Genomic DNA, 23,503 nt, shown 5'->3' on the forward strand with positions numbered 1-23,503 from the left:
TTGATAACTCAAGTGTTTGATTAGTTTGTTGGTATTAATATATTGATTTTAATAATAGATGGTTTTTAAAAAGAGGAGAATTTAGTATTGATACATTATTCTGATTTATTTAATTATTTATAATGAGTTATTAAATTAAAGTCAGATGTTTGTGCTACAGAGGTGAAATAATATTAAAAGTTAAGGGGTGTTTATTGCTTTGAAATAGACAAATCTAATTAAACACCTTCTTAAAAATATCTTAGTGATTAAAGTATATTCTAGCGGCTAGCTAGTAAATTGGATTTATTGGCAGCTTTGCTAATTTTAGGCTCTATTGATTTAACTTCTATAATATTGAGTTTTGGATAATAAGTGATCGAAGCAAAAGCATCGTTAGTTGATTCATAGGTCTTAGTTTCTAGCTCACTATAAAAGTCATTATTCAAACTACTTTGTTCTAAAGTATTGGCTACACATTCTTCTTGAATATTGAGTGATGCAGCATCTATACATTTAAATATTTCTGTTTTTTCTGCTACAGCAACTTGGCTAAAGCTTAAAATGGCAGCCATTGTTAACATACGTTTAAACATTTTATTCTCCTCTTCTTTAATACAAATAATATTAGCAAGGGAGTTGGCTTTTAGCTAACACATTAATATGACAATATTATGACAAAGGTTTTGATTTAAAAAAATAACCGCTAGACGGTTAAATATTTTTACATAGGAAAAATTTTAATTGAGTGATTTCTGTAATTCTTCAAGTTTGACTTTTTGGTCATTGATCAGTTTTATGTATGTTTTGTCAGTAGATATTATTTGCTTAGAAATTTCGTTTTGATGGAGTGAGCCCGCTCTATTATTACTTACAGACATAAAATTTGCTTCTAGCTCACTTAACTTGTCATTCTTTTGCTTAGTTAACGCTTCTATTTTTTTGACTGTTTTTTTTATTTTTTGGGTAACAATGAAGTTTTGCGGATCGTTTGTTATGTTCTCTGAATTTTGGGTTGAACTTTGTTGACTAGATTTAAAAGATTGTGGTTCATCAACTTCGATTTTTTGTTCGGTATCACCACATGGGATTTGACTAAATGTTGTTGTGCCATCTATTAAACAGGTGTAAATGTCCGCTGCATCTATGTGATAGTTAAAGCCAAAACTTAATACTAATATTGATAATAATTTACGCATTCCTGTCGTTATCTCGTTATTCCGTTTGTTGTCAATCATACCTTAACTTTAGCTATATTAATAAATTTTCCATCACGCCTATTAGTTTTGTGAGACATTGTCCCTAAATACGTAGGTTAACGATGTAAATATAGATGATTTTGTCTGGGGCTTTATTGTAACTTATTGTTTAATAGTGTTAAGTTTGTTTTTTTATATAGAGGACAAGGTTTTTTTTATTTGTACCTAGTAGGTAAAATATCAAAACTCTTTAATATTGTTTTTGTCAGGACGACATAGGATTTAAGAAAAAGCAGGAGCTTTTACCCACGGAAGGTTTAAGGATAAGTCGGGAAGACTTGCAGTATATGGATGTTGCTAGGATGCTAGGGAAAATAACTCTTCAGGAAGAAGTATTAGCAAGGATAGGCTTACATTAAATAAAAATACGACTTCGGTCGTATTTTTTTTGTCTCAATTTTATTCAAACTAATTTTTATAATTTTAATTTTTTTGTCATAAAAAAATCATATTTACCAATTAAATTTAAAGGAAAACTTTAATTAGGAATTAATATGTCTACTTCACATTCAGATCAAATAAATTATGACGAAGAAATGAGTGAATTTTCTGCTTTTGAAATGAAAGAAAATAGTAAAAAGCGTGATAAACGTCGTAATACTAAAATAATGAAAAAACAGCAACGCTTAAACAAGGATTCAGAGCAGTTTGAAGACTATAATATTTATGGTTATGAGCAATAAGTTAAGATCTTAATATAGCTAAAATATACAAGTTAAAGGCCTATCTATTATCTTACTCTTACCCATAGGCTGAAAGTGTTTTATTGGTAAATACGTTTAACCTCAAAAATCAATGAACTTCTAACGTATTACTTAATCTTGATAAAAACTACTGGGATTATTTTAGGAGAAGGTAATATGAATCAAGAAAGTTTAAAGGCGTTTTTCCCCGCTGGTGGCAGAGTAGATGAAAACATCAATATAATGGATGTTCAGTCTACAAGTCGAGATGATGTTTTAGTAGGAATGGCGGTTCTGCCCTTTACTGACTCTCAGCAGAAGGTTGTTATTTATCAACTAATATTATCAAATGGGGAATCTGATTACCGTGCTATTTCGGCATCATGCCCGCATCAAGGCGCTGATATTAGTAGAGATACATTAAAGCCGGATGGAAACGTTTATTGCTCGCTTCATAAAAGACCTATTTGTATTTACAGTAAATTCAATCAAGCATACGCAGTAGTAAAACATGATGGTCAATACATTATTACTAAAACTGTTTAGCTAAAATACTCCTTATTAAAGCATCTAAAGACATAAAAATATAAGTGAATAGGAAGTAAGAATATTCAATATATGTAACTTCATTCAGTCTTTGTCTATGCATTTATTTGTAAGGTTATAACGTGTATAAATCTTGCAAAAATCTGTCCGGTTTAGGAAGGTAGTAATTATCGTAGTTTAATGAAAAAGCCACGATTTCTGCTTTACCTTTTAATTCATCTCTTGGTACAAAACCATAAACTCTTGAGTCAGCACTATTACGACGATTATCACCTAATACTAAATAGTGATCTGCGGGAACAGTTACGTTTTTGAATGAAGCTAAATGAGTACTTTTTGTTTGATCATATTTAACAATGTGTTTTAAGTCTATTAGATTTTCTATCGCTTGGTTATGTAGGTTTTTAGCTGAAATAGCTTGATAATTTATCTGCTTACCATTAATTGTTAACACTTCATCATGCATCGATATATTATCACCAGGTAAACCTATCACTCTTTTTATCAGGCGATTATTTGCCGCTTCAGACTCAAAAACAATAATATCTCCTCTGTTGGGTTCACTCATTTTTTTAAGTGAAATATTTGTTAGGGGAATTCTTAAATCGTAAGCCATTTTGTTAACTATAACTCTGTCGCCAATTTCTATAGTGGGTTGCATAGAACCACTTGGCACAGTGTACCAATCAGCTACTGCACTTCTAAAACATACCATTAATATAAGAAATGAAAATATGCCGGCATAACTTTTGATTATTCTTCTGGTTTTTTCTCTGATAGATGATTTCATTAGTTTCGCCTTTGGCTGTTTAAATTTTTTAGTTTGTCTTATTTGTATTCGATTAGTTATTGAATTGTTGTGTTGAAGTGTAAATAAGTGTGAAAAGTAAACTAAGCTAATGTTAAAGAGAGCTTTTTAACGAATAAATCATATTAAAACCTGAGTTGTAGGTAACTCTAATTTTTGCCTAGCTTTTTAAATCAGAAATTGTGCTTTAAATACTCTATTTAGATTAAGTGTAGTTCTGTTTTTTATATGTTTTATAACAGTGAGTTAAACTGTATTTATTATGTTGTTTATTCGTACTGTAATCTTTATTACAGGTTAATTGTAATTATGATATGAAATAATTATGCACAATAGTATTAGATAGCTATAACTGTTGATATAATGCTGTTAATTAATGTTTTATCACTATTTTATTAGAGGTTCCTTGGATGTCGGAAGCTGAAAACCGTCCAACAAATTTTATCCGCCAAATTATCGATGCTGATTTAGAAAGCGGCAAACATACTACTGTGCAAACTCGTTTTCCTCCTGAGCCTAATGGTTATTTACATATAGGGCATGCGAAATCTATCTGCTTAAACTTTGGCATCGCTCAAGACTATAAAGGCCTTTGTAATTTACGTTTTGATGATACTAACCCAGAAAAAGAAGATATTGATTTTGTTAATTCAATTCAAGCAGATGTTAAATGGTTAGGCTTTGAGTGGGCAGGTGATATACGTTATTCATCAGACTATTTTGACCGTTTACATGGTTTTGCTGTTGAGCTAATTGAAAAAGGTTTAGCTTATGTATGTTTTTTAAATGGTGAAGAAACACGTGAATATCGTGGTACTTTGAAAGCACCAGGAAAAAATAGTCCATACAGAGACACAAGTCCAGAAGAAAACTTAGCCTTATTTCAAAAAATGAAAGAGGGTGGCTTTAAAGAAGGCGAATGTTCTTTAAGAGCTAAAATCGACATGAGCTCTAGTTTCATGTGTTTACGCGATCCTATTATTTATCGTGTTAAGTTTGCCGACCATCATCAAACCGGTGATAAATGGTGTATTTATCCAATGTACGATTTTACTCATTGTTTGTCTGATGCGATTGAAGGTGTTACGCATTCATTATGTACATTAGAGTTTCAAGACAACCGTAGATTATATGATTGGGTTTTAGAAAATGTGTCTATCGATATCACTCCGCATCAATATGAGTTTTCACGCTTAAATCTTGAATACACGGTAATGAGTAAACGTAAGTTACATACATTAGTAGATGAGAAATTAGTTACAGGTTGGGATGACCCTCGTATGCCGACTATTGCTGGTTTCAGACGTCGTGGTTATTCAGCTGCTTCGATCAGAGAATTTACTAAGCGTATTGGTGTTACTAAAATGGATAACACAGTTGAAATGGGCGTGTTAGAAGCTTGTATACGTGAAGACTTAAATGATAATGCTCCACGAGCTATGGCTGTTCTTGATCCTATTAAGTTAGTTATTGAAAATTATGATGAAGCTAAAGTTGAAGAACTAACGGTTAAGAACCATCCTAGTGATGATGAGCAGGGCACACGTATTGTTCCTTTTAGTAAAGAGCTATACATTGAAGCCGAAGACTTTAGAGAAGAAGCTAATAAAAAATATAAGCGTTTAGTATTAGATAAAGCGGTACGTTTACGCGGTGCTTATGTTGTTACTGCTGTGCGCTGTGATAAAGATGCTGAAGGTAATGTTACAACGGTATACTGTACTTACGATCCTGAAACATTAGGTAAAAACCCAACTGATGGCACTAAGCCTAAAGGTGTAATTCATTGGGTATCTGCGGAACAAAGTGTTGACGCTGAAATTAGACTTTACGATCGTTTATTCACTGTAGCAAATCCTAGCGCAGCTGAAGATTTTAACTCGGTTATTAATCCTGACTCACTTATTATTAATACAAAAGCTAAAGTTGAACCTTATTTAGTGAATGCTAAACCTGAACAAGCTTTTCAGTTTGAACGTCAGGGTTACTTTTGTTTAGATAATTCAGCTCAAACAAGTGAGAGTGGTAAGCTGGTATTTAATAGAACAGTAGGCTTAAGAGATACTTGGGCTAAAATGGATGTTTAGTGATTAAACTAATCAGCAGCTATAAAAAAACCGATGTTATGTCGGTTTTTTTATAAGAAGTATTTAATCTTAATTTGATTAAATTATCAGATCTTTAATACCTAAAAGTTACTTTTACGATATTCTTCACAAGCATCAACATCGTTACACTCACCATACAAATATAAACTGTGGTTAGTCAGTTTGATATTATGAGTTTTAGCAATATTTAATTGTCTTTCTTCAATTACGTCATCTTCAAACTCAACCACTTTACCGCATTTCAAACATACTAAGTGGTCATGGTGTTTTTTATGAGAAAGTTCAAATACAGACTTTCCACCTTCAAAATGATGACGAGAAACAATACCAGCATCATCAAATTGGTTAAGTACACGATATACAGTTGCTAAACCAATTTCTTCATTTTGCTCTAAAAGAATTTTATAAACATCTTCAGCACTTATATGTTGATTAGCTGGATCTTGTAATATAGAAAGAATTTTTACTCTCGGAAGAGTTATTTTTAAACCAGCGCGTTTTAGTTCTTCATTTTGATCAGGCATATAATTCTGTTTTTACTTATTAATAATTAATAGAAAATTATAGGTGTTTATTGCCGCGGTTGAAAGGGTTTGTTGGATTTTAGTTTATTTAATTTAACTTTTTCCTTATTATATTATGCTAAAGTTAACTGGTACGATGTGATTGTTTATCAAATATAGGTTAAAAATATGGAATGGATGTTTAGAAAATCATGGCTAATGAAGGCCTTACTTAATATTTGGCCACCTTTATTTTTTTCTCGTATTAAATTAGTATCTTTATCATCTGATTATAAAAGCGCGAGAGTTAGACTATCGTTAAGTGCTTGGAATAAGAATGCTGTAGGTACACATTTTGGTGGTTCTATATTTGCCATGACAGATCCCTTTTATATGCTGATGCTTATGCATCACTTAAGAGATGAACATTATGTATGGGATAAGTATTCAGATATAGATTTTATTAAACCAGGTAAAGGCAAGATTTATGCTGATTTTGAGTTAACTGATGAGATTATTGATAATATTAAAGCTATAGCCCAAAACGGTGAAAAATACTTACCTAGCTTTACTATTGATATCAAAGACGAAAATAATCAAGTTATCGCAAAAGTAACTAAAACCCTTTATGTTCGAAAAAAGAAGAAGAGAGTGATTAACTCATAAGGTCTAAAACAAAAAAGCTTAACGTATTTAACATTAAGCTTTTAGATTTTATTTTAAAATGGCTAAATATATTATTCAGCAAATTCCGCTAAACACATTTCATCATGAATTTGATTAACCCATTTTGTTACGCGCTCATCAGTTAATTCTGGTTGTCTATCTTCATCAACACATAAACCAATAAAGGTATTGTCATCAACTAAACCTTTAGAGGCTTCAAATTCATAACCTTCAGTTGGCCAGTTTCCTACTAAGATAGCACCTTTAGATTCAACGATATCACGAAGAGGACCCATAGCATCACAAAAATACTCTGAGTAATCTTCTTGGTCGCCTAAGCCAAAAATGGCAACTAGCTTGTCAGTAAAGTCGATTTCTTCTAGCTCAGGTAAAAAATCATCCCAGTCACATTGGTTTTCACCGTAGTACCAAGTTGGTATACCTAAAATAAGTAAATCAAATTCTGCTATTTCTTCTTTCGTACTTTTTGCAATATCTTTAACTTCAATTAGCTTTTTACCCAGTTTTTTCTGGATCATTTTACTAACAGCTTCTGTATTACCTGTATCGCTTCCGAAAAATAAACCTACAATTGCCATGTACTTATAACCTTTTATCGATAATCTAACACCCTAATAAGAGGTTAGAACATTTAATTTTAAATATTTTTTAACGCTTGCGTAAGTAGAGTTTCAATCAATTGACTGCGGTTAACACCTTCTTTGTCGGCTAACTGCTCAAGTTGTTCAAATAATGATTGGTGAATTTTAAATTCAACACGTTTTAAACCATTATTTCTATCACGTTTTACTTGATTTCTTTTGTTGATCTTTATTTGTACACTGCGTGAATGAGGATTTGTTTTAGGGCGTCCTGGACGTTTCTCATCTTGAAATAAATCAATTGTTGTTAAGTCTGATACTTCTTTAGCCATACTATTAACCTAAACCTTGGCTTTCAAATACAAATTGAATAACACCTTTGGCAATAAAACCTGCGCATCCTAAAAATAAAACAAAATAAACAACGTATTTCCCTTTTTTAGGAACATCATTGTTCTTCATCACATCATGAATAGTTAAGCCAATAAAACCAAATATAAATAAGTATGCAAGGTTAAGTGCTATCGTTTCAATTAATTCTAAATGTTCAGCTAACATAGTTTACCCTAAAAATTTCAGGCAATATAATAGCATAGCGAACTATTTAAGCCCAAATGTTTTGCTATTAAATTAGTAACAATTATTTACTCTATTTATGCTAAAAACTTTTCTACAATTTTATTAAACATGACTGTTTTCTCTGCGTGTAGCCAGTGTCCAGCATCTTGTATAACTTTAGCTTTACTATTTGCAAATAATGCGACGATTTTCTCTCTATGCTCAGCCAAAATATAATCTGATTGACCGCCTTTTATAAAAAGAGTTTCACCAGAAAAGCTAGGCATATTACTAAAACCAACCATAATTTGTTTATAGCAGTTACTTATAAATTCTACGTTACATTTGAAAACAAGTTTATCATCAACGGTTGATATGTTTCTTAATAAAAATTGGCGAACGCCGATCTCTTTAACATACTCTGATAACTGTAGGTCTGCGTCTTTTCTATTTTTCGCTAAGGTTAAATCAATCGACTTTAAACCTTCAATTATTTGATTATGGTGAGGTGGATATTCTACAGGTGCTATGTCTGCAACTATCAACTTCTCAACCTTTTCAGGAAAAGCTAGTGCACAATACATAGCTATTTTTCCACCCATTGAATGACCTAAGAAGTTAGCTTTTTCAATAGATAAATGTTCCATTACATTAATAATATCTTTAGCGAGCTCTTCATAACTCATTGAGTTTTCATGAAATGAGCTTCCATGGTTTCTTACATCTACACTTGTTACGGTATAATTTTCACGGAGTTTTTTCGCAACCATATTCAGGTTTTCTAAACTGCCAAATAATCCATGTATAAGAATAACGTGTGGTCCTGAGCCTTGTTGAGTGTAATTAAGTAGTGCCATGTAAGTCGCTTTTTAATAGATTAATGAGTAAGCCAAGTATTATATCAAATCTATAAAGACTTACTTGTACAATATTAAAATTAATCTTTTTATCAAATGTAAAATCTATAAGGTGAGTTGCTATTTTTTTAAGTAACTCATTAACGTCTAATATTCTGTGTTATCTATATAGCTCAAAAGAAGCTCTCAAAGCCGCCTTGAAAGTTTACAAGACCCAATGTACTTGCTTGTTATTTTAATCTGAGTCATGTATATCTTTATTGATGTACATCATATATCTGATACTCGAGTCGATTATTTTTATAAGCCTCGATATTTTATAAAGAAAATTTTGCCATTATTTTGATTAAACTTCCCTCATAGCTGAAATCCTTGTGGAGACTTATAAAGAAGATAAGTATAATCTTGATGCGTACGCAGTATTTTAATATCCAAGGTTCAAGGTAATTAATGAAAAATATAGAAATAGAAGAAGACCTTTATCAATACATCGCTTCACAAACTCAGTTTATCGGCGAAAGTGCAACGTCTATATTGCGTAGACTCTTATTAAACAACACTAAAGAACAATTCAGTTCTGAATCATCAAATAACGAAAATGTATCTAATACTCAAATAGAATCAATAAACCTTGATGATGTTAACGAGATTGATAGTCGTTCTGAATCAAGTAAAGTAATTGAATCGCCTAGTTTTGAAGGTTCAAATAAAACAACATCAGTGGCTGTGGATACTTATGTTGAAGAAGATAATGGCTCTGTTTTTGATTATTTAAACAAAGAAGAATTAGCAATGCAAAGAGGTGCGGTAGGTCGATTCTTACTTATTCTTGGCGCTTTATATCGTGTTCATTCTAATCGTTTTTCTGTTGTCTCTGAAATTCGAGGTAGAGACCGTTTATATTTTTCAGATAATTTAAACGAATTAACTGAAAGTGGAAGTAGCACAAAACCTTTCCAAATACCTGAAAGTCCATATTGGGTAGTTACTAATTCAAATACAACACGTAAGAAAATGATTTTAACAAAAGTTGCTCTAGCTTTAGGTTACAGTGAAAGCGACTCTGAAGATATTCGAGAATTATTGTAATAACTAACTAAAAAACTAATTTACTTATTTTATCAAGGGAGACGTTATGTCAGTTCATCATCATGCAGGAAAGCCAGTTAGGCCAGAAGACCGTATTAACATTGGCCGATTAGTAAGTGATTATTTTTTACAAATACCCGATGTAAATATTGTTGAACAAAAGGTTACATTTGGTACCTCAGGACACCGCGGTAATGCAAGTTTATTAAGTTTTAACGAATTACATATTGTTGCTATTTGTCAGGCTGTTGCAGAATATAGAACTAAGCAAGGTTATAAAGGACCATTGTTTTTAGGTAAAGATACACATGCGTTATCTGAGCCTGCTTTTGCTACGGCTATTGAGGTACTTATTGGAAACAATGTGCCTGTTGTTATTCAAGATGACGACGGTTTTACGCCAACACCAGTTATTTCACGTTTAATCATTAGTCATAATAAAGTTAATTCTGATCAAGCTGATGGCTTAATTATTACACCATCGCATAATCCCCCAACTGATGGCGGTATCAAATATAATCCGCCACATGGTGGACCAGCTGAAGGTGATGTAACTAAACTTATTGAACAACGTGCTAACGATATTATTTTAGAACAATTAAAAGATGTGAAAAAACTATCTTTTAAACAAGCATTAGCCTCTCCGTTACTTTCTAAACAAGACTTTATCGAAAATTATGTTAGCCAACTAGATCAAGTTATTGATATGGAGGCAATCGCTAAATCAGGCGTTACTATTGGTGTTGATCCTTTAGGTGGTTCGGGTATTCATTACTGGCCTGTTATTGCTAAAAAATATGGTATTAAATTAGAAATTGTTAATCCAGTGGTTGATGCAAGTTTTGCTTTTATGCCATTAGATAAAGACGGCAAAATCCGTATGGATTGTTCTTCGCCTTATGCTATGGCTGGCTTAATTGCGATGAAAGATAAGTTTGACCTTGCTGTAGGTAACGATCCTGACTTTGATCGCCACGGTATTGTTACCAAGACTGGTGGCTTGATGAATCCTAATCATTATCTTGCTGTTTCAATTGAATATTTGATGACACACCGTAACTGGCCTGAAAGTTGTAAAATTGGTAAAACATTAGTTTCTAGTTCATTAATTGACCGCGTTGCCGAAATGATTAATCGTCCATTATCTGAAGTACCCGTGGGCTTTAAATGGTTTGTTGATGGTTTACACGACAGTAGTTACGCCTTTGGTGGTGAAGAAAGTGCAGGTGCTTCTTTCTTAGCAAGAGACGGCTCTTGTTGGACAACGGATAAAGATGGCTTCATTATGGCTTTACTTGCTGCCGAAATGTTGGCTGTTACAGGTCAAGATCCACATCAACGATTTGAAGCTATTGCTGCTAAATTGGGTAAACCTTTTTATGGTCGTGTAGAAGCTGTTGCTAGTCTTCAACAAAAAGCTGTATTAACAGCACTTACTTCTGATGCGATTAAAACAACAACTTTAGCTGGTGAAGAGATTGAACATATTCTTTCTCATGCTTCAGGTAACAATGCCGCAATTGGTGGTATTAAAGTTACAACTAAGAATGGCTGGTTTGCAGCTCGTCCTTCTGGTACTGAAGATATTTACAAAATCTATGCTGAAAGTTTTATTAGTGATGAACATTTACAACTTATATTTTCTGAAGCACAAGTTATTGTCAGTGCAGCATTCACTGATGCTGGTGTTGTATAGCTAAAGAATATTATTCAAAATAATTAATAAGGCTTTAATTGAATAACTATTCAGCAAGTTAAACAGAGGTTTTTCTGCATAAGCTTTTAGTCTGTGTAAAAAAGAGCTTCTTGATTAAGCGTAAAATTAATCAAGCTTAAAGGCATGAATATTTATACAAAACCTTACTGAAGGCGCTTTTATAGCGCCTTTTTATTTGGCCAATATTTAACGTAGAATAACTTTATTAGTTATTTAAAAAAGAAGGTTTTGTGGAAAATATATCGAATCAAAATAAAACAGAATTACTTACAACAGCTGATTTTCTTAAGCTATCTTGTGCAAACGAGTGGTCGCTAGCTGAACCATTTTCATTTGATGTCACTGCATTAGATATTGTTATTAAAGTAACTGTCTTAGATACAGGTATTATAATCTTTGAACCTGATTGTAAAACAACACAAGATATTGTTTTATCTAGTGCAGTACATGGTAATGAAACAGCGCCTATCGAAATTTGTAATGATTTAATAACGCAATTAATTAAGGGCAAAATAGCACTTAAACAACGCGTATTATTTTTATTTGGTAATCCAGCATCTATTAATATTGGTAAACGCTTTGTTGAAGAAAATTTAAACCGATTATTTTCAGGCGCACATTCAGAACTATTACCTGATGGCTCAACGTTAATCAATAAAGAAAGAGCTAGAGCAAAAACATTGGAAGACGCTGTACGAGATTTTTACCAACAAGGTGAAAAAATATCAGCACAACGAGATCGTTGTCACTACGATCTTCACACAGCCATTCGAGGCTCTAAAAATGACAAGTTTGCTGTATATCCATTTCAACATGGCAAACCAAGAAAGAAAGAGCAATTATTGTTTTTAAAACAGTGTGGTATTACTACTATTTTACTTTCACATTCACCGACCACAACGTTTAGCTATTTCTCTGTTAATGAATTTGAAGCCGATGCATTTACCATTGAACTGGGTAAAGTAAAGCCATTTGGTGAAAACAATATGGAAGATTTCGCTGCAATTAAAGCAACATTACTCAATTTGATTTCTGGTAATGATTTAAGCTTAGGTGAATACATTGCTGAAGATTTTGAAATATTTGAAATTTACCAAACCATTAATCGTGAAGCAGAGGATTTTAGATTGAATTTTGCTGACGATGTTGAAAATTTTACATCTTTCCCGATCGATAGCATTTTAGTATTTGATGGCGATAAAGAAGTTAAAACTAAAAAAGAGGGTGAAGCGATTATTTTTCCTAATGCGGATGTCAGTATTGGTCAAAGGGCTTTATTAACTGTTACGCCGACGCATATTGAATAGAGCATTTTATTAACGCTATTTAAAAAGAAAAACTCCACACCAATATTAGTGTGGAGTTCAAGCAATAATATCTGCTAAATATAGGGGGATACTTAATGTCCGAACATTACGTAATTAAGTGTGAGAATAATAAAATAAGAATATTACAGCTTAATGACAACTGACAACTGACAATAACGAGATTTCTTTCTGTTATTTGAACAATATCTATATAAAACACTTCAATAAAATCTTTGACAGCCATCAAAACATATTTTCAACAGCCCCTAATATTTATTCACTCATACATCTAATAAAATATTGATTTGGATCAATTTTTACTACATTAAAGTTTCAGGCTGGGTTAGAATATGCGCCCTAATTTAATTAAGAGAGTTCTAGTATGTCTGAAGATACTAATTTCAAAGAGTCGTCTCACTTTGGTCATTTACTTACAGCAATTGTTGTTACATTAGCTATGCCATTATTACCTATGCTAATGGGCTGGTTTACAATGTTATCTTAATGATTTTAAGCCTATTTTCAGCGGTTAATATAATTCTGTATAATAGGCTCAATCTTTCCTAGTATTATTTTCACACAGTTAAAAGCTACACCTTCTGTTTAATATATAAAGCCTTATCGCCCCTAAGTATTTTTGTTTTCAACTTAATTCATATTCCCTTGCTGTATCACTGTAAAAAAGAGTCAAATTGATTTATTCTTCGGGTAACTATTTATTACTTATTTTTGCTAATGACACCACAACAAACAGAAACACTTAAACAAGCTATTCATACCGTTCCTGATTACCCAATTGAAGGGATTTTATTTAGAGATGTAACTGGCGTATTAGATGATGCCGAAGCATTTGCATTAACCATTCAGCTACTTGTTGAAAAGTATCAAGGGCAGGGGTTTACTAAAGTTGTTGGTACCGAAGCAAGAGGCTTTTTATTTGGAGCTCCTTTAGCATTAGCTCTTGGTTTAGGCTTTGTTCCTGTGAGAAAACCAGGCAAGCTTCCAAGACCTACTTTCGCTCAGAACTATCAATTAGAATATGGTGAAGATACATTAGAAATCCACCAAGATGCATTAAATCCTGAAGATAAAGTACTGATTATCGATGATTTATTAGCAACAGGTGGTACCATTGAAGCAACAACTAAACTTATTCGGAAGATAGGTGCTGATGCTTCTCATGCAGGGTTTGTTATTTCTTTACCTGAATTAGGCGGTGAAGAGAAGCTAGCAAGTTTAAACCTCAATGTTTATTCATTGATCCAATACGAAGGTAAATAGGCTTTTAATGAGTTATCAAGTTTTAGCAAGAAAATGGCGTCCAAAAAATTTCAAAGAATTAATGGGACAAGAACATGTAGTAACGGTTCTTGTTAATGCCCTTGAGCAAGAACGTTTACATCATGCTTATCTGTTTACAGGTACTCGTGGTGTAGGTAAAACCACTATTGCTCGTATTTTTGCTAAAAGCTTGAACTGCCAGGTCGGTATTACCTCTGAACCTTGTGGAAAATGTGATACCTGTTTAGATATTGATTTAGGTCGATTTGTTGATCTAATTGAAATAGATGCGGCGTCTAAAACGAAAGTTGATGATACCCGCGAAATTCTTGATAACGTGCAATACGCACCAACCAGTGGTCGTTATAAAGTTTACTTGATAGATGAAGTACACATGTTATCGCGAAGTAGTTTTAATGCCTTACTTAAAACGCTAGAAGAACCACCTGAACACGTTAAATTTATCCTAGCGACAACTGATCCTCAAAAATTACCTGTAACAGTATTATCACGCTGCTTACAATTTCATTTAAAAGCTTTAACTGTTAGTCAAATAGAGCAACAACTTAATTTGATTTTAGCGGCTGAAAATGTGAAAGCCGACAAAGGCTCTGTGACTTTATTAGCGAAAGCTGCTCGCGGTAGTATGCGTGATTCATTGAGCTTAACTGATCAGTCTATCGCTCAAGGCGCTGGTGAGATAACACTATCAAACGTACAAAAAATGTTGGGTGGTGTTGACCAAAGCTGGGTATATAAAATCCTTATCAGCTTAATAAAACAAGATTCAAAGCAGTTGATGGAATTATCGTTAAATATTGCGAGTTATTCTCCAAGCTATAGTCGCTTATTAGCTGAACTTATCCAGTTGTTGCATCAAGTTGCTATGGTACAAATTGTTGATAGACATTTTGATTTACCGCCTGAACATGAGGTTTTGCTCAAAAAGTTCGCCAAAGCAATGTCGCCAGAAGATGTGCAGTTGTATTATCAAATTGTATTAAACGGTCGTAAAGATTTACCTTACGCTTCTGATGAGCAAGCTGCTTTTGATATGGTTTTATTAAGGTTGTTAGCTTTTAAGCCTGTTATCAATGCAAGTGAATTACCAAAAGTAGACACTTCTGTCTCAAGTTCTGATGATTCAACAGCAATTGAAGATTTCGACACTAAGTCTTTAACCGACTCGATGGAAAAAGATCCAATTATTGAGAGAGAAACTCCAGCACTTCATGCTATTAAAAGTAGTTCGCAAAGTACTACTGAAGATGTGGTAGGAGAAAGTCGAGAACACCTTGAATATCAAGAAAATAACCAGAACACCATAAGCACAGAAGAAGACATGCACTCTCAACTGTCTGCTGAAATGGAAAGTATTGAACAAGTAGCTGCGCAACATATACAGCAACAACCAATACATACAACTCCACAACAGAATGAACAACAGATACCTGATGTAGACAATACACAACAAGCTGTAGATGTGGAAACGTCCCAGAGCCAAAGCTCAGAGGTTACTGAATTTGCTCAACCGCAGCAATCAGTTCAAGTGGCGCGTAGCGAAAACAATGTAGAGCCAGAATACAAGCAACACTCTGAAGTTGACTTAAGTGTTTCAAATGAGCAAGTTAGTTCATCACAGGTTTATCCAGAACAGCCCCACGATGTTTCAACAAATAATTTTCAACATCAACATCCAACAGAGCAACCCATTACTCAACCGACGGTAACTCAAGAAGAAACAGTTACGTATTCTAGTCCTATAGAGTCGGCAATAGCTACGCGTAATATGTTACGTAGCAGAAAAAAACAAATGGAACAGCAGGTAAAAAAGCCAAATGACGTCGCAGGGCGTCAAATACAAATAACTGACGCTGCAGTAAATTCAACAAAAATAGAAAAAGAACCTGAACAAGTTGTTGAGCCAATTGAAATGGTTATCGACGAGCCTTATCGTGAAGAGCTTATTGATCCGGCTAAAATCAAGTCGGCTAATCAAGTAGATAAGTGGGCAAACATGATTGATTCGATGGCATTAAGTGCGAGGATCAGGCAAATTGCAATTCATGCGACTATTTCTGAAGAATCTACAGATAATCATTTAATTCTGTCGCTTGATCAATCTACTAAGCACCTCAAAACAGATGCGGCTGTGGAACAGTTACAACAAAGTATTTCGAATTATTTATCAAAACCTGTCACTGTAGAAATAAATTTAGTTGAAGAAACGAAAGCTGACCCATATAAAATACAAGTAGACATCAATGATAAACGCTATCAATATGCGGTAAATCTACTTAAAGAAGATGAAATCGTTAAAGGCTTACAAGAAAACTTTCAAGCCGAGTTAGATGAAAACACAATACAAGCGCTATAATTAAACTTAAGAGATATAGCGTATTACTTGAATTTTTGGTTGTTAACAATTATGGTTGGCGACAAATACTTTTGGAGATTATGAATGATGAAAGGCGGTATGGGCAACTTGATGAAACAAGCCCAACAAATGCAAGCAAAAATGGCTAAAGCTCAAGAAGAATTAGCTCAAATGGAAGTAACAGGTGAGTCTGGCGCAGGTATGGTTAAAGTAACCATGACGGGTAGCCATAACATTCGTCGTGTTGAAATTGACGATAGTTTAATGGACGACGATAAAGAAATGCTTGAAGATTTAATTGCAGCTTCATTCAACGATGCTGTGCGTCGCGTAGAAGAACAAAACAAAGAAAAAATGGGTTCATTAACTGGTGGTATGCAATTACCTCCAGGGATGAAAATGCCGTTTTAGTTTACACTTTTCATACTTTTAAAAGCCGACATACAGTCGGCTTTTTTATTAATAGCTCTAGTTATCTAGTCAAATTCATATCACTTTCTTAACTCCACTTCTATTGTGAGCGACAATCGTTTGATTTTAACTATTATCCTTAAATTTTATAGCTTTGGAAATAGCTGAATAAATAAATAGCGTCTATAATAGAGGGATGATCCATTTTCAAGTTGCTTGCTTTGCATAGAATACTTTCTTTATTTATATTTTCTTTCACAATCATCATTATTATTGGTGTTTTTGTGTATTTAAAGCCTTTGTCTTCTGAAGAAAAGGAAATATATTCAGTATCTATAGCTGTATCTAAATCACCTTTATCTACACCTTTTTATATCGCAAAATCTATTAACGCTTTTGAAAACACATGTGTGAGAGTTGAATATGATGAGGTTATTGGAGGTTTAGTCGCTTTTGATAAGGTTATGAATGAAGAAGCTGAATTTGGCACGAGTTCAGACTCTGTTATTGCCTTTAAGAGTTTAGCTAAAGAGAGCTTTGTTACTCATGCGATGTTTGTACAATCAGATAATGACGTAAAGCTATTAACTCATCACGATGACAACCTAAAATCAGTACCCGAACTTAAAGGAAAAAAAATTGGTGTTACTAAAGGTAGTGCTAGTGAATATTTCTTAAGTACTTTATTAGCGATAGAAGGCCTAAGTATTGATGATGTTGAACTTTATGATTATAAACCAGCTGAGCTTATCAATGGTTTAACTAACCATGAAGTTGATGCAATCGTACCTTGGGAGCCCTTTGCTTTTAATGCTGTTAATCAATTAAAAGATAAAGTTGATGTTCAAGAAACTAAAAATGTAAATACATTGACCTTTAATTTGATTTCAAAAAAAGCAGATGATTTATTGGTAGAAAAGGCTACTTGTATCATTCAAGGGCTAAATGTTGCCATTGCTTATATTGCATCAAACCCTGAAAAGTCCAAAAAAATTGTTATTGATGAACTTAATTTAGACCCATCATTTATTGATTGGGTCTGGGAAGACTATATTTTTAAACTTGGATTAAATCAATCATTAATATTCAACATTAAGTCTCAGGCATCATGGGCTATTGATATGAAAATGAGTGAGCATAATGAAATGCCAAATATTAATGATTTTCTTGATAGTAGAGCTATGGTTCAAGTTGATCCTGGTGCTGTAAATATTCCGCTATGAGAAGGTTAGAAATATGAAAGTAAGCCTTACACAACGGATCTACTTCTTTATATTTACCTGTTGCATATTATTTATTGTAATAGTTGGGAGTATTTTATGGTCATCTCAAAAAGTTGAACTCGCTTTTAGTCGTGAAAATTACACACAAGAAGTTGCTAACTATGCAAACATTTTAAAGCAACTTATTATTACAGATAATATATATGCGAGTGATTATGATGGAAGTAACTGGCTTAAATTACAAAGTAAATTAATGAATTTACTTCAATCGGCTCCAGCATTAACACCGCAACAACAAATAATTCAAAATAGTATTAATAGCCAAAGTCAAAGTGCTAAACAATTATTTAATAAGATTAATGAAAATAAATTAAAAGATGCCAATGAATCGATAAAAAAACACTTAAAAACTAGGTTAATGACTCAATTAGAAGTGATAAGAGCTGATTCTGTTCAGCTTTCTAATATTGTTCAAAAAGATATTTATAACGTAATTAAGCAGCAAGCATTATTTATTTTCATTATTCTTGCAGTGAGTATTTTGATTTTATTATACGGTTCAGCTAGATTAACTAGAGTATTTAAAATATCTCTAAATGAAGTAAAAAGTGCTTTTGAAAATAATCATAGTGGTAACTTCCAGAAAATAGAACTTTCAAATCACTCAGATGAATTCGCTAGTATTGTTACCGCTTTTAACTTAATGAATTACAAGTTGAGTGAAACCATGGTTTCACTCGCTATGATGAAAAATATTGTTGAAGACCGAACTCGTGTTTTAGAGCAGTTATCTAATACTGATCCTCTTACTAAAGTAGCAAACCGCCGAGCCCTTTTTGAAAGAGGGGATTTAGAGTTATCTCGTGCAGATCGAATTCATAATAACTTGTCACTTATTTTAATTGATTGTGATTACTTTAAAAATGTTAATGACGAGTACGGACATCAAGTAGGCGATGAGGTATTAAAACATATTTGTAAAATATGTAATCAAGAAATACGCTCTATCGATTTTTTAGGTCGCTACGGCGGTGAAGAATTTATTATTATTCTACCTAATTGTAATATTGATGGTGGAATAGAAATTGCTAAACGTATCCAGAATTCTTTAATGGATAATTGTCTAATATTTGAGGGTGAACCATTGAAAGTGACGTTAAGTATGGGGATTTCAATGTTAACGGATGAAAGTGAAACTTTTGAACAACTTATTAATAAAGCAGATAAAGCTATGTACGTAGCTAAAGAGAATGGTCGTAATAGAATTGAGGTTAGCTTGAAAAATCTAACCTGAGTTCACACTATCTAATACTATTTTATTATTACATTAATTTTTGCATTCGTTGGGCTTCTTATACAACGTATCGTGTATGAATATTTACCCTTCAATTTACCTCATTTATATTACTAAAAAATTATTTATTAACCTGAAGTTAAAATACTTGTGTATTGATTTGAAGCTTACAAAATCAGGTAAAACTCTTTAAAGTCGATTTGGAATTACCGTTCATAAAGTTTTTATTTATATTATCTATAAGTCATAAATTATCCCAAAAACTTTATGAAGCTAGGTTTCTTTAAAAGATGATGTACAAATGAATTTACAGGGTGGTGTTCGGCTTTATAGCTGGTCGTCTTTATAATCAAGTAATAATCTATGCACACTTTAATTAAGGATACTTTGTTACTTTAGCACGATGATATAAATTTTCTTGTAATAAATGCGCTATTAACGTGCAGTTCCCCTCGTTTATTTTACGAACTAAAGTAGTAAAACCTTCAAACTAGAGCATTGATTGAATAAGCTATTAGTCATTTCAATCAATTAGAGATGTTTAAACGGGTTAATACTAGATAATAGTTACCTTATAGTTATTTATATCGAAGTATATTACTTTAACTGTCAAACATCAGGTATAAAAAAACCAGCGATTAAGCTGGTTTTTTAATTAACAATAGAATCTAAAAGCTATTGTTATATATCAAAGTATTACTGAGGTTTAGTTGGGCCTGCAGAACTCTTGTTAATAACACTAGATACCATTGCTGAACGGCCAGAAGCTACATGCTTAGGTCTTTCTTCATTAGTTAATGCTGCTGTTGGAATATTACCAACAATCGCTGTAGCAACAGGTTTGGTCATAGGTGATGATGCTTTACCTTGCTTAACACTAGCAGCTGCTTTTGTACCTTTTGGCATTTTAGCTTTTCTTACTGCCTTAGGTTTTACTGGAGCTTCAACTTTCTCTGGGGTTGCAATTTCAGTTTGTGTATCAGCTTTTACAGAAGCAGCATTTTCTACTTCTTCAGTCACAACTTCAGTTGTTTGAGTGTCAGTAACTTCCTCTCCTTTCGCAACTTCAACAGGTTCTGGTTTACTTTCAACTACAGGAGCTGTTTTAACTTCTGTTTCGGCTTGAATTGCTGGTTCAGCTTTAACTTCTACTTCTTCAGCAGGTTTGCTTTCAACATTTACAGCTTCTACTTTAGCTTCATTAACTGCTGTTGCTTCAGTCATTACAGTTTCAACAACTGGTTCAACTTCAACTTTAGTTTCATCAACCGTTACAACAGGAGCTTCAGATTTAGGACTTGCAACTGCCTTTTCTTCAGCTACAACAGCCTCAACAACTGGTTCAACTGGAGCTTTAACAACTTCAGGAGCTTTTACCGTATCTGTTGATTCAGCTTTAACTTCTTTTGGTGCTGGGCTAGGTTGCTCTGCAACTACATTATTATTTGTTGCAACTTTTTCTTTAACAGGAGTTGTTTGTACTGTTACTGAAGGAGTTTGTGGAGTTTCATCAAATGGCAAGTTCTGTTGAACTTCAGATGATGGTTCCGCTGTAACGTCACCTTCTTTTACTTCAGTCTCATTATTTGGACGTCGTTTACGTTGACCATGAGTACGTAAGTGTCTAGGAGTACGTCTGTTTCTTGGACGTTCTTCGGCATTACCTTTTTCAGCATTTGCTACCGTTGCATTCTCATCTACCGATGCAGTTGTAGCAGTAGTATCTAAAACAACATTTTCAGCAGCTGGAGTCGCTTGTGGTTTTGCTACCTCATTTGCTTTTGTAGTTTCAGTAGCTTTAGGTGCATTTCGTTGGTCGTTAACTCTCACTTTTTTGCGATTGTTACGACGTTGTCTGCGTTCAGCTACTTTCTCTTCTTTAGGCTTGTTGTCTTTATTATGATTAGGCTTACGAGCTGGTTTAGCTGTTTTAACGTCTTTAGATTCAACTTCCGTTTTAGGAGTATTGGTTCTTTTATCGTTACGCTTATCATTTCTAGGATTACGTTTGTTTGCGTTGCGCGACTTTTGAGGGCGACGGTTTTCAGGTTTTGGTGCTGGAGCCTTAACAGGTTCTTGAACCTCTTCACTAACAAATAATCCTTTTAACCAAGCAAAGAATCCGCCACTTGATTTAGTTGTAGGCTTTTGTTCTACAATTGTTGCAGGTGCTTTTGCTTGTACAGGAGCATTTTGCTTCGGCGATGTCATTCCTTGAAGAGCTGGCTCATCACGTTTAGCTGCATCAGCATTAAACTTAGGCATAACAGCTTCTTCAACTACCGCTTGCTTAATTGGTAATTCGTAGCTTGCTTCTGTAATTGTTTCATCTTCTTTTATTCTAACAACTTCATATTGAGGTGTATCCATATGAGGGTTAGGAATAATCAAAACGTGAACACTGTGATGCTTTTCAATATGCATTACAGAGCGACGTTTTTCATTTAGTAGGTAAGTAGCAACAGGAACCGGAACATGTGCTTGTACATGTAAAGTGTTATCTTTAATCGCTTCTTCTTCCATTAAACGTAAAATAGAAAGAGCTAAAGATTCAACACCACGTACATGACCAGTACCATTACAACGCGGACATACACCTTGGCTTGTTTCGCCAATTGATGGACGTAAACGCTGACGAGACATTTCAAGTAAACCAAAGCGAGAAATACGACCTAATTGAATACGAGCTCTGTCAGGTCTTACTGCATCGCGCATTCTATTTTCAACTTCACGTTGATGGCGCACAGGTGTCATATCGATGAAATCGATAACAACAAGTCCACCTAAGTCACGAAGCCTTAATTGACGAGCAATTTCTTCTGCTGCTTCTAAGTTTGTATTGAAAGCTGTTTCTTCAATATCTCCACCTTTTGTAGCTCTAGCAGAGTTGATATCAATTGAAGTCATTGCTTCTGTAGGATCTATAACAATTGAACCACCAGACGGTAAACGTACTTCACGTTGGAAAGCTGATTCTATTTGAGATTCTATTTGGTAATGAGTAAATAATGGTACATCGTTAGTGTAAAGTTTAACTTTGCTTGTGAAGTCAGGACGAACAACTTCAATATGCTTTTTAACACTTTCGTAAGTTTTAGGGCGATCTATTAATATTTCACCAATATCTCTTCTTAAATAGTCTCTGATCGCTCTTTTAATAACGTCAGTTTCTTGATGAATTAAGAAAGGAGCAGGACGGTTTGCTGAGGCATCTTCAATCGCTTTCCAGTGATGAAGAAGAACACTTAAATCCCATTCTAGTTCATCATAAGCTTTGCCAACACCAGCGGTACGAACAATAAGCCCCATACCTTTAGGAAGATTAAGCTTGCTTAGCGATGTTTTTAAATCAGTTCTTTCTTCGCCTTCGATTCTGCGAGATATACCACCAGCTCGAGGATTATTAGGCATTAATACTAAGTAACTACCCGCTAAACTGATAAAAGTAGTAAGGGCTGCGCCTTTTTGGCCGCGCTCTTCTTTATCAATTTGAACAATAACTTCTTGTCCTTCGTGGAGTACTTCTTTGATGTTTGGTCTGCCTTGGAAAGAATAACCTTTTGGAAAGTATTCACGGGCAATTTCTTTCATTGGAAGGAAACCGTGGCGGTCAGCGCCGTAGTCAACGAAAGCAGCTTCTAAAGATGGCTCAATACGAGTGATCTTAGCTTTGTAGATATTTGATTTTTTTTGTTCATGACCAGGACTTTCTATATCTAAATCATATAGTTGTTGACCATCAACAAGTGCTACGCGCAATTCTTCAGATTGGGTAGCGTTAATTAACATACGTTTCATAGTTGTGTGACTCTTTTTTAGTCACAGCAATCAATTTGCTTAGTACACAAAGCAATCTTGGTAAAGTAAAACAGCAATTCGTCAACCTCTCGGCTGTCAATCTTATTACGCCATATTGCGTAGTAAGCTGTTATAAAATCTGATTGTATTAATCTAACTATGACAATTGGTCATAGTGAATATATTTCTTTATGTTCTTCAGCATGAGTGCTGTGTAAATTTTAGTAAAGGCTTTTAGCGATGGTGTAGTGGACACGATAGTGCTTATCGTTGTGTTGTCTTTTATCTATACCTGAAAATGTTCTTTTACTAAATATTGTTACAATGGTTCTTTTGCGCTGGATAGAATGTTTATGTAGTCTCTTTAACTGGTTACATTTGTTAGATGTGTTAAATGTTACAAAAGGCCATTCATTTATTATGTCGTTTCATCCATC

At 33.7% G+C, this 23,503-nt stretch carries 22 protein-coding genes; 13 read left to right on the forward strand and 9 right to left on the reverse strand.

What is annotated here, in order from left to right; genetic code table 11:
• Positions 1-260: 260 nt before the first annotated feature.
• Both Q5N69_RS00680 and Q5N69_RS00685 read right to left on the reverse strand, forming a co-directional pair.
• Positions 261-575: a hypothetical protein gene (locus Q5N69_RS00680; RefSeq protein WP_304366661.1), complete on the reverse strand. Its 315-nt coding sequence runs from the start codon at positions 573-575 to the stop codon at positions 261-263.
• A gap of 144 nt (positions 576-719) precedes the next feature.
• Positions 720-1,217 (reverse strand): hypothetical protein, encoded by a 498-nt coding sequence (locus Q5N69_RS00685; RefSeq protein WP_304366663.1) that lies wholly within the window; start codon positions 1,215-1,217, stop codon positions 720-722.
• Positions 1,218-1,732: 515 nt separating this feature from the next.
• On the opposite strand from Q5N69_RS00685, the gene Q5N69_RS00690 reads away from it, so the two are divergent.
• Positions 1,733-1,921, forward strand: a complete 189-nt coding sequence (locus Q5N69_RS00690; protein ID WP_304366664.1) for a hypothetical protein — start codon at positions 1,733-1,735, stop codon at positions 1,919-1,921.
• A gap of 177 nt (positions 1,922-2,098) precedes the next feature.
• Positions 2,099-2,467 carry a Rieske 2Fe-2S domain-containing protein gene (locus Q5N69_RS00695; protein WP_304366667.1) on the forward strand — a complete coding sequence of 123 codons (369 nt, stop codon included), beginning with the start codon at positions 2,099-2,101 and terminating at the stop codon, positions 2,465-2,467.
• Between the two features lie 115 nt (positions 2,468-2,582).
• Here the strand turns inward: Q5N69_RS00695 and lepB are convergent, their stop codons facing one another.
• Entirely contained in the window at positions 2,583-3,257 is a 675-nt protein-coding gene (gene lepB / locus Q5N69_RS00700) for a signal peptidase I (RefSeq protein ID WP_304366669.1), read from the reverse strand.
• 428 nt (positions 3,258-3,685) lie between these two features.
• Between lepB and glnS the strand changes: the two genes are divergently transcribed.
• Entirely contained in the window at positions 3,686-5,362 is a 1,677-nt protein-coding gene (glnS, locus tag Q5N69_RS00705) for a glutamine--tRNA ligase (RefSeq protein ID WP_304366672.1), read from the forward strand.
• 101 nt (positions 5,363-5,463) lie between these two features.
• On the opposite strand, the gene fur is transcribed toward glnS, so the two are convergent.
• Positions 5,464-5,907 (reverse strand): ferric iron uptake transcriptional regulator, encoded by a 444-nt coding sequence (gene fur / locus Q5N69_RS00710; protein ID WP_304366674.1) that lies wholly within the window; start codon positions 5,905-5,907, stop codon positions 5,464-5,466.
• A 168-nt stretch (positions 5,908-6,075) separates the two neighbouring features.
• Between fur and Q5N69_RS00715 the strand changes: the two genes are divergently transcribed.
• Positions 6,076-6,552 (forward strand): DUF4442 domain-containing protein, encoded by a 477-nt coding sequence (locus Q5N69_RS00715; RefSeq protein ID WP_304366676.1) that lies wholly within the window; start codon positions 6,076-6,078, stop codon positions 6,550-6,552.
• Between the two features lie 71 nt (positions 6,553-6,623).
• On the opposite strand, the gene fldA is transcribed toward Q5N69_RS00715, so the two are convergent.
• The 4 genes from fldA to Q5N69_RS00735 all read right to left on the reverse strand — a co-directional run bounded on the left by fldA (position 6,624) and on the right by Q5N69_RS00735 (position 8,569).
• Positions 6,624-7,151, reverse strand: a complete 528-nt coding sequence (gene fldA, locus Q5N69_RS00720) for a flavodoxin FldA (RefSeq protein WP_304366678.1) — start codon at positions 7,149-7,151, stop codon at positions 6,624-6,626.
• A 59-nt stretch (positions 7,152-7,210) separates the two neighbouring features.
• Positions 7,211-7,486, reverse strand: a complete 276-nt coding sequence (gene ybfE / locus Q5N69_RS00725; RefSeq protein ID WP_304366680.1) for a LexA regulated protein — start codon at positions 7,484-7,486, stop codon at positions 7,211-7,213.
• A 4-nt stretch (positions 7,487-7,490) separates the two neighbouring features.
• Positions 7,491-7,712, reverse strand: coding sequence for a DUF2788 domain-containing protein (locus tag Q5N69_RS00730; RefSeq protein WP_304366682.1), 222 nt, complete (start codon positions 7,710-7,712; stop codon positions 7,491-7,493).
• Between the two features lie 95 nt (positions 7,713-7,807).
• Positions 7,808-8,569 carry an alpha/beta fold hydrolase gene (locus tag Q5N69_RS00735; protein ID WP_304366684.1) on the reverse strand — a complete coding sequence of 254 codons (762 nt, stop codon included), beginning with the start codon at positions 8,567-8,569 and terminating at the stop codon, positions 7,808-7,810.
• A 450-nt stretch (positions 8,570-9,019) separates the two neighbouring features.
• Between Q5N69_RS00735 and Q5N69_RS00740 the strand changes: the two genes are divergently transcribed.
• The 9 genes from Q5N69_RS00740 to Q5N69_RS00780 all read left to right on the forward strand — a co-directional run bounded on the left by Q5N69_RS00740 (position 9,020) and on the right by Q5N69_RS00780 (position 19,268).
• The gene (locus Q5N69_RS00740; protein ID WP_304366686.1) at positions 9,020-9,658 is read left to right on the forward strand and encodes a replication initiation regulator SeqA; all 639 of its coding nucleotides are present in this window, start codon (positions 9,020-9,022) and stop codon (positions 9,656-9,658) included.
• Positions 9,659-9,704: 46 nt separating this feature from the next.
• Complete coding sequence (gene pgm, locus Q5N69_RS00745) at positions 9,705-11,354, forward strand: phosphoglucomutase (alpha-D-glucose-1,6-bisphosphate-dependent) (protein WP_304366688.1); 1,650 nt, start codon at positions 9,705-9,707, stop codon at positions 11,352-11,354.
• Between the two features lie 260 nt (positions 11,355-11,614).
• Positions 11,615-12,682 carry a succinylglutamate desuccinylase gene (gene astE / locus Q5N69_RS00750; RefSeq protein WP_304366969.1) on the forward strand — a complete coding sequence of 356 codons (1,068 nt, stop codon included), beginning with the start codon at positions 11,615-11,617 and terminating at the stop codon, positions 12,680-12,682.
• Between the two features lie 382 nt (positions 12,683-13,064).
• The gene (locus Q5N69_RS00755) at positions 13,065-13,187 is read left to right on the forward strand and encodes a hypothetical protein (RefSeq protein ID WP_304366690.1); all 123 of its coding nucleotides are present in this window, start codon (positions 13,065-13,067) and stop codon (positions 13,185-13,187) included.
• 230 nt (positions 13,188-13,417) lie between these two features.
• Complete coding sequence (gene apt, locus Q5N69_RS00760) at positions 13,418-13,963, forward strand: adenine phosphoribosyltransferase (RefSeq protein ID WP_304366692.1); 546 nt, start codon at positions 13,418-13,420, stop codon at positions 13,961-13,963.
• A gap of 7 nt (positions 13,964-13,970) precedes the next feature.
• On the forward strand, positions 13,971-16,340 hold the full coding sequence (gene dnaX, locus Q5N69_RS00765; RefSeq protein ID WP_304366694.1) for a DNA polymerase III subunit gamma/tau: 2,370 nt from the start codon (positions 13,971-13,973) through the stop codon (positions 16,338-16,340).
• 84 nt (positions 16,341-16,424) lie between these two features.
• Positions 16,425-16,751: a YbaB/EbfC family nucleoid-associated protein gene (locus Q5N69_RS00770; protein WP_304366696.1), complete on the forward strand. Its 327-nt coding sequence runs from the start codon at positions 16,425-16,427 to the stop codon at positions 16,749-16,751.
• A gap of 221 nt (positions 16,752-16,972) precedes the next feature.
• Positions 16,973-17,974: an ABC transporter substrate-binding protein gene (locus Q5N69_RS00775; protein WP_304366698.1), complete on the forward strand. Its 1,002-nt coding sequence runs from the start codon at positions 16,973-16,975 to the stop codon at positions 17,972-17,974.
• Between the two features lie 13 nt (positions 17,975-17,987).
• The gene (locus Q5N69_RS00780) at positions 17,988-19,268 is read left to right on the forward strand and encodes a diguanylate cyclase (protein ID WP_304366700.1); all 1,281 of its coding nucleotides are present in this window, start codon (positions 17,988-17,990) and stop codon (positions 19,266-19,268) included.
• A 696-nt stretch (positions 19,269-19,964) separates the two neighbouring features.
• On the opposite strand, the gene rne is transcribed toward Q5N69_RS00780, so the two are convergent.
• On the reverse strand, positions 19,965-23,066 hold the full coding sequence (rne, locus tag Q5N69_RS00785) for a ribonuclease E (protein WP_304366702.1): 3,102 nt from the start codon (positions 23,064-23,066) through the stop codon (positions 19,965-19,967).
• Positions 23,067-23,503 lie beyond the last annotated feature (437 nt).

It is taken from the genome of Pseudocolwellia sp. AS88 (assembly GCF_030551755.1).
Classification (GTDB): Bacteria; Pseudomonadota; Gammaproteobacteria; order Enterobacterales; family Alteromonadaceae; genus Pseudocolwellia.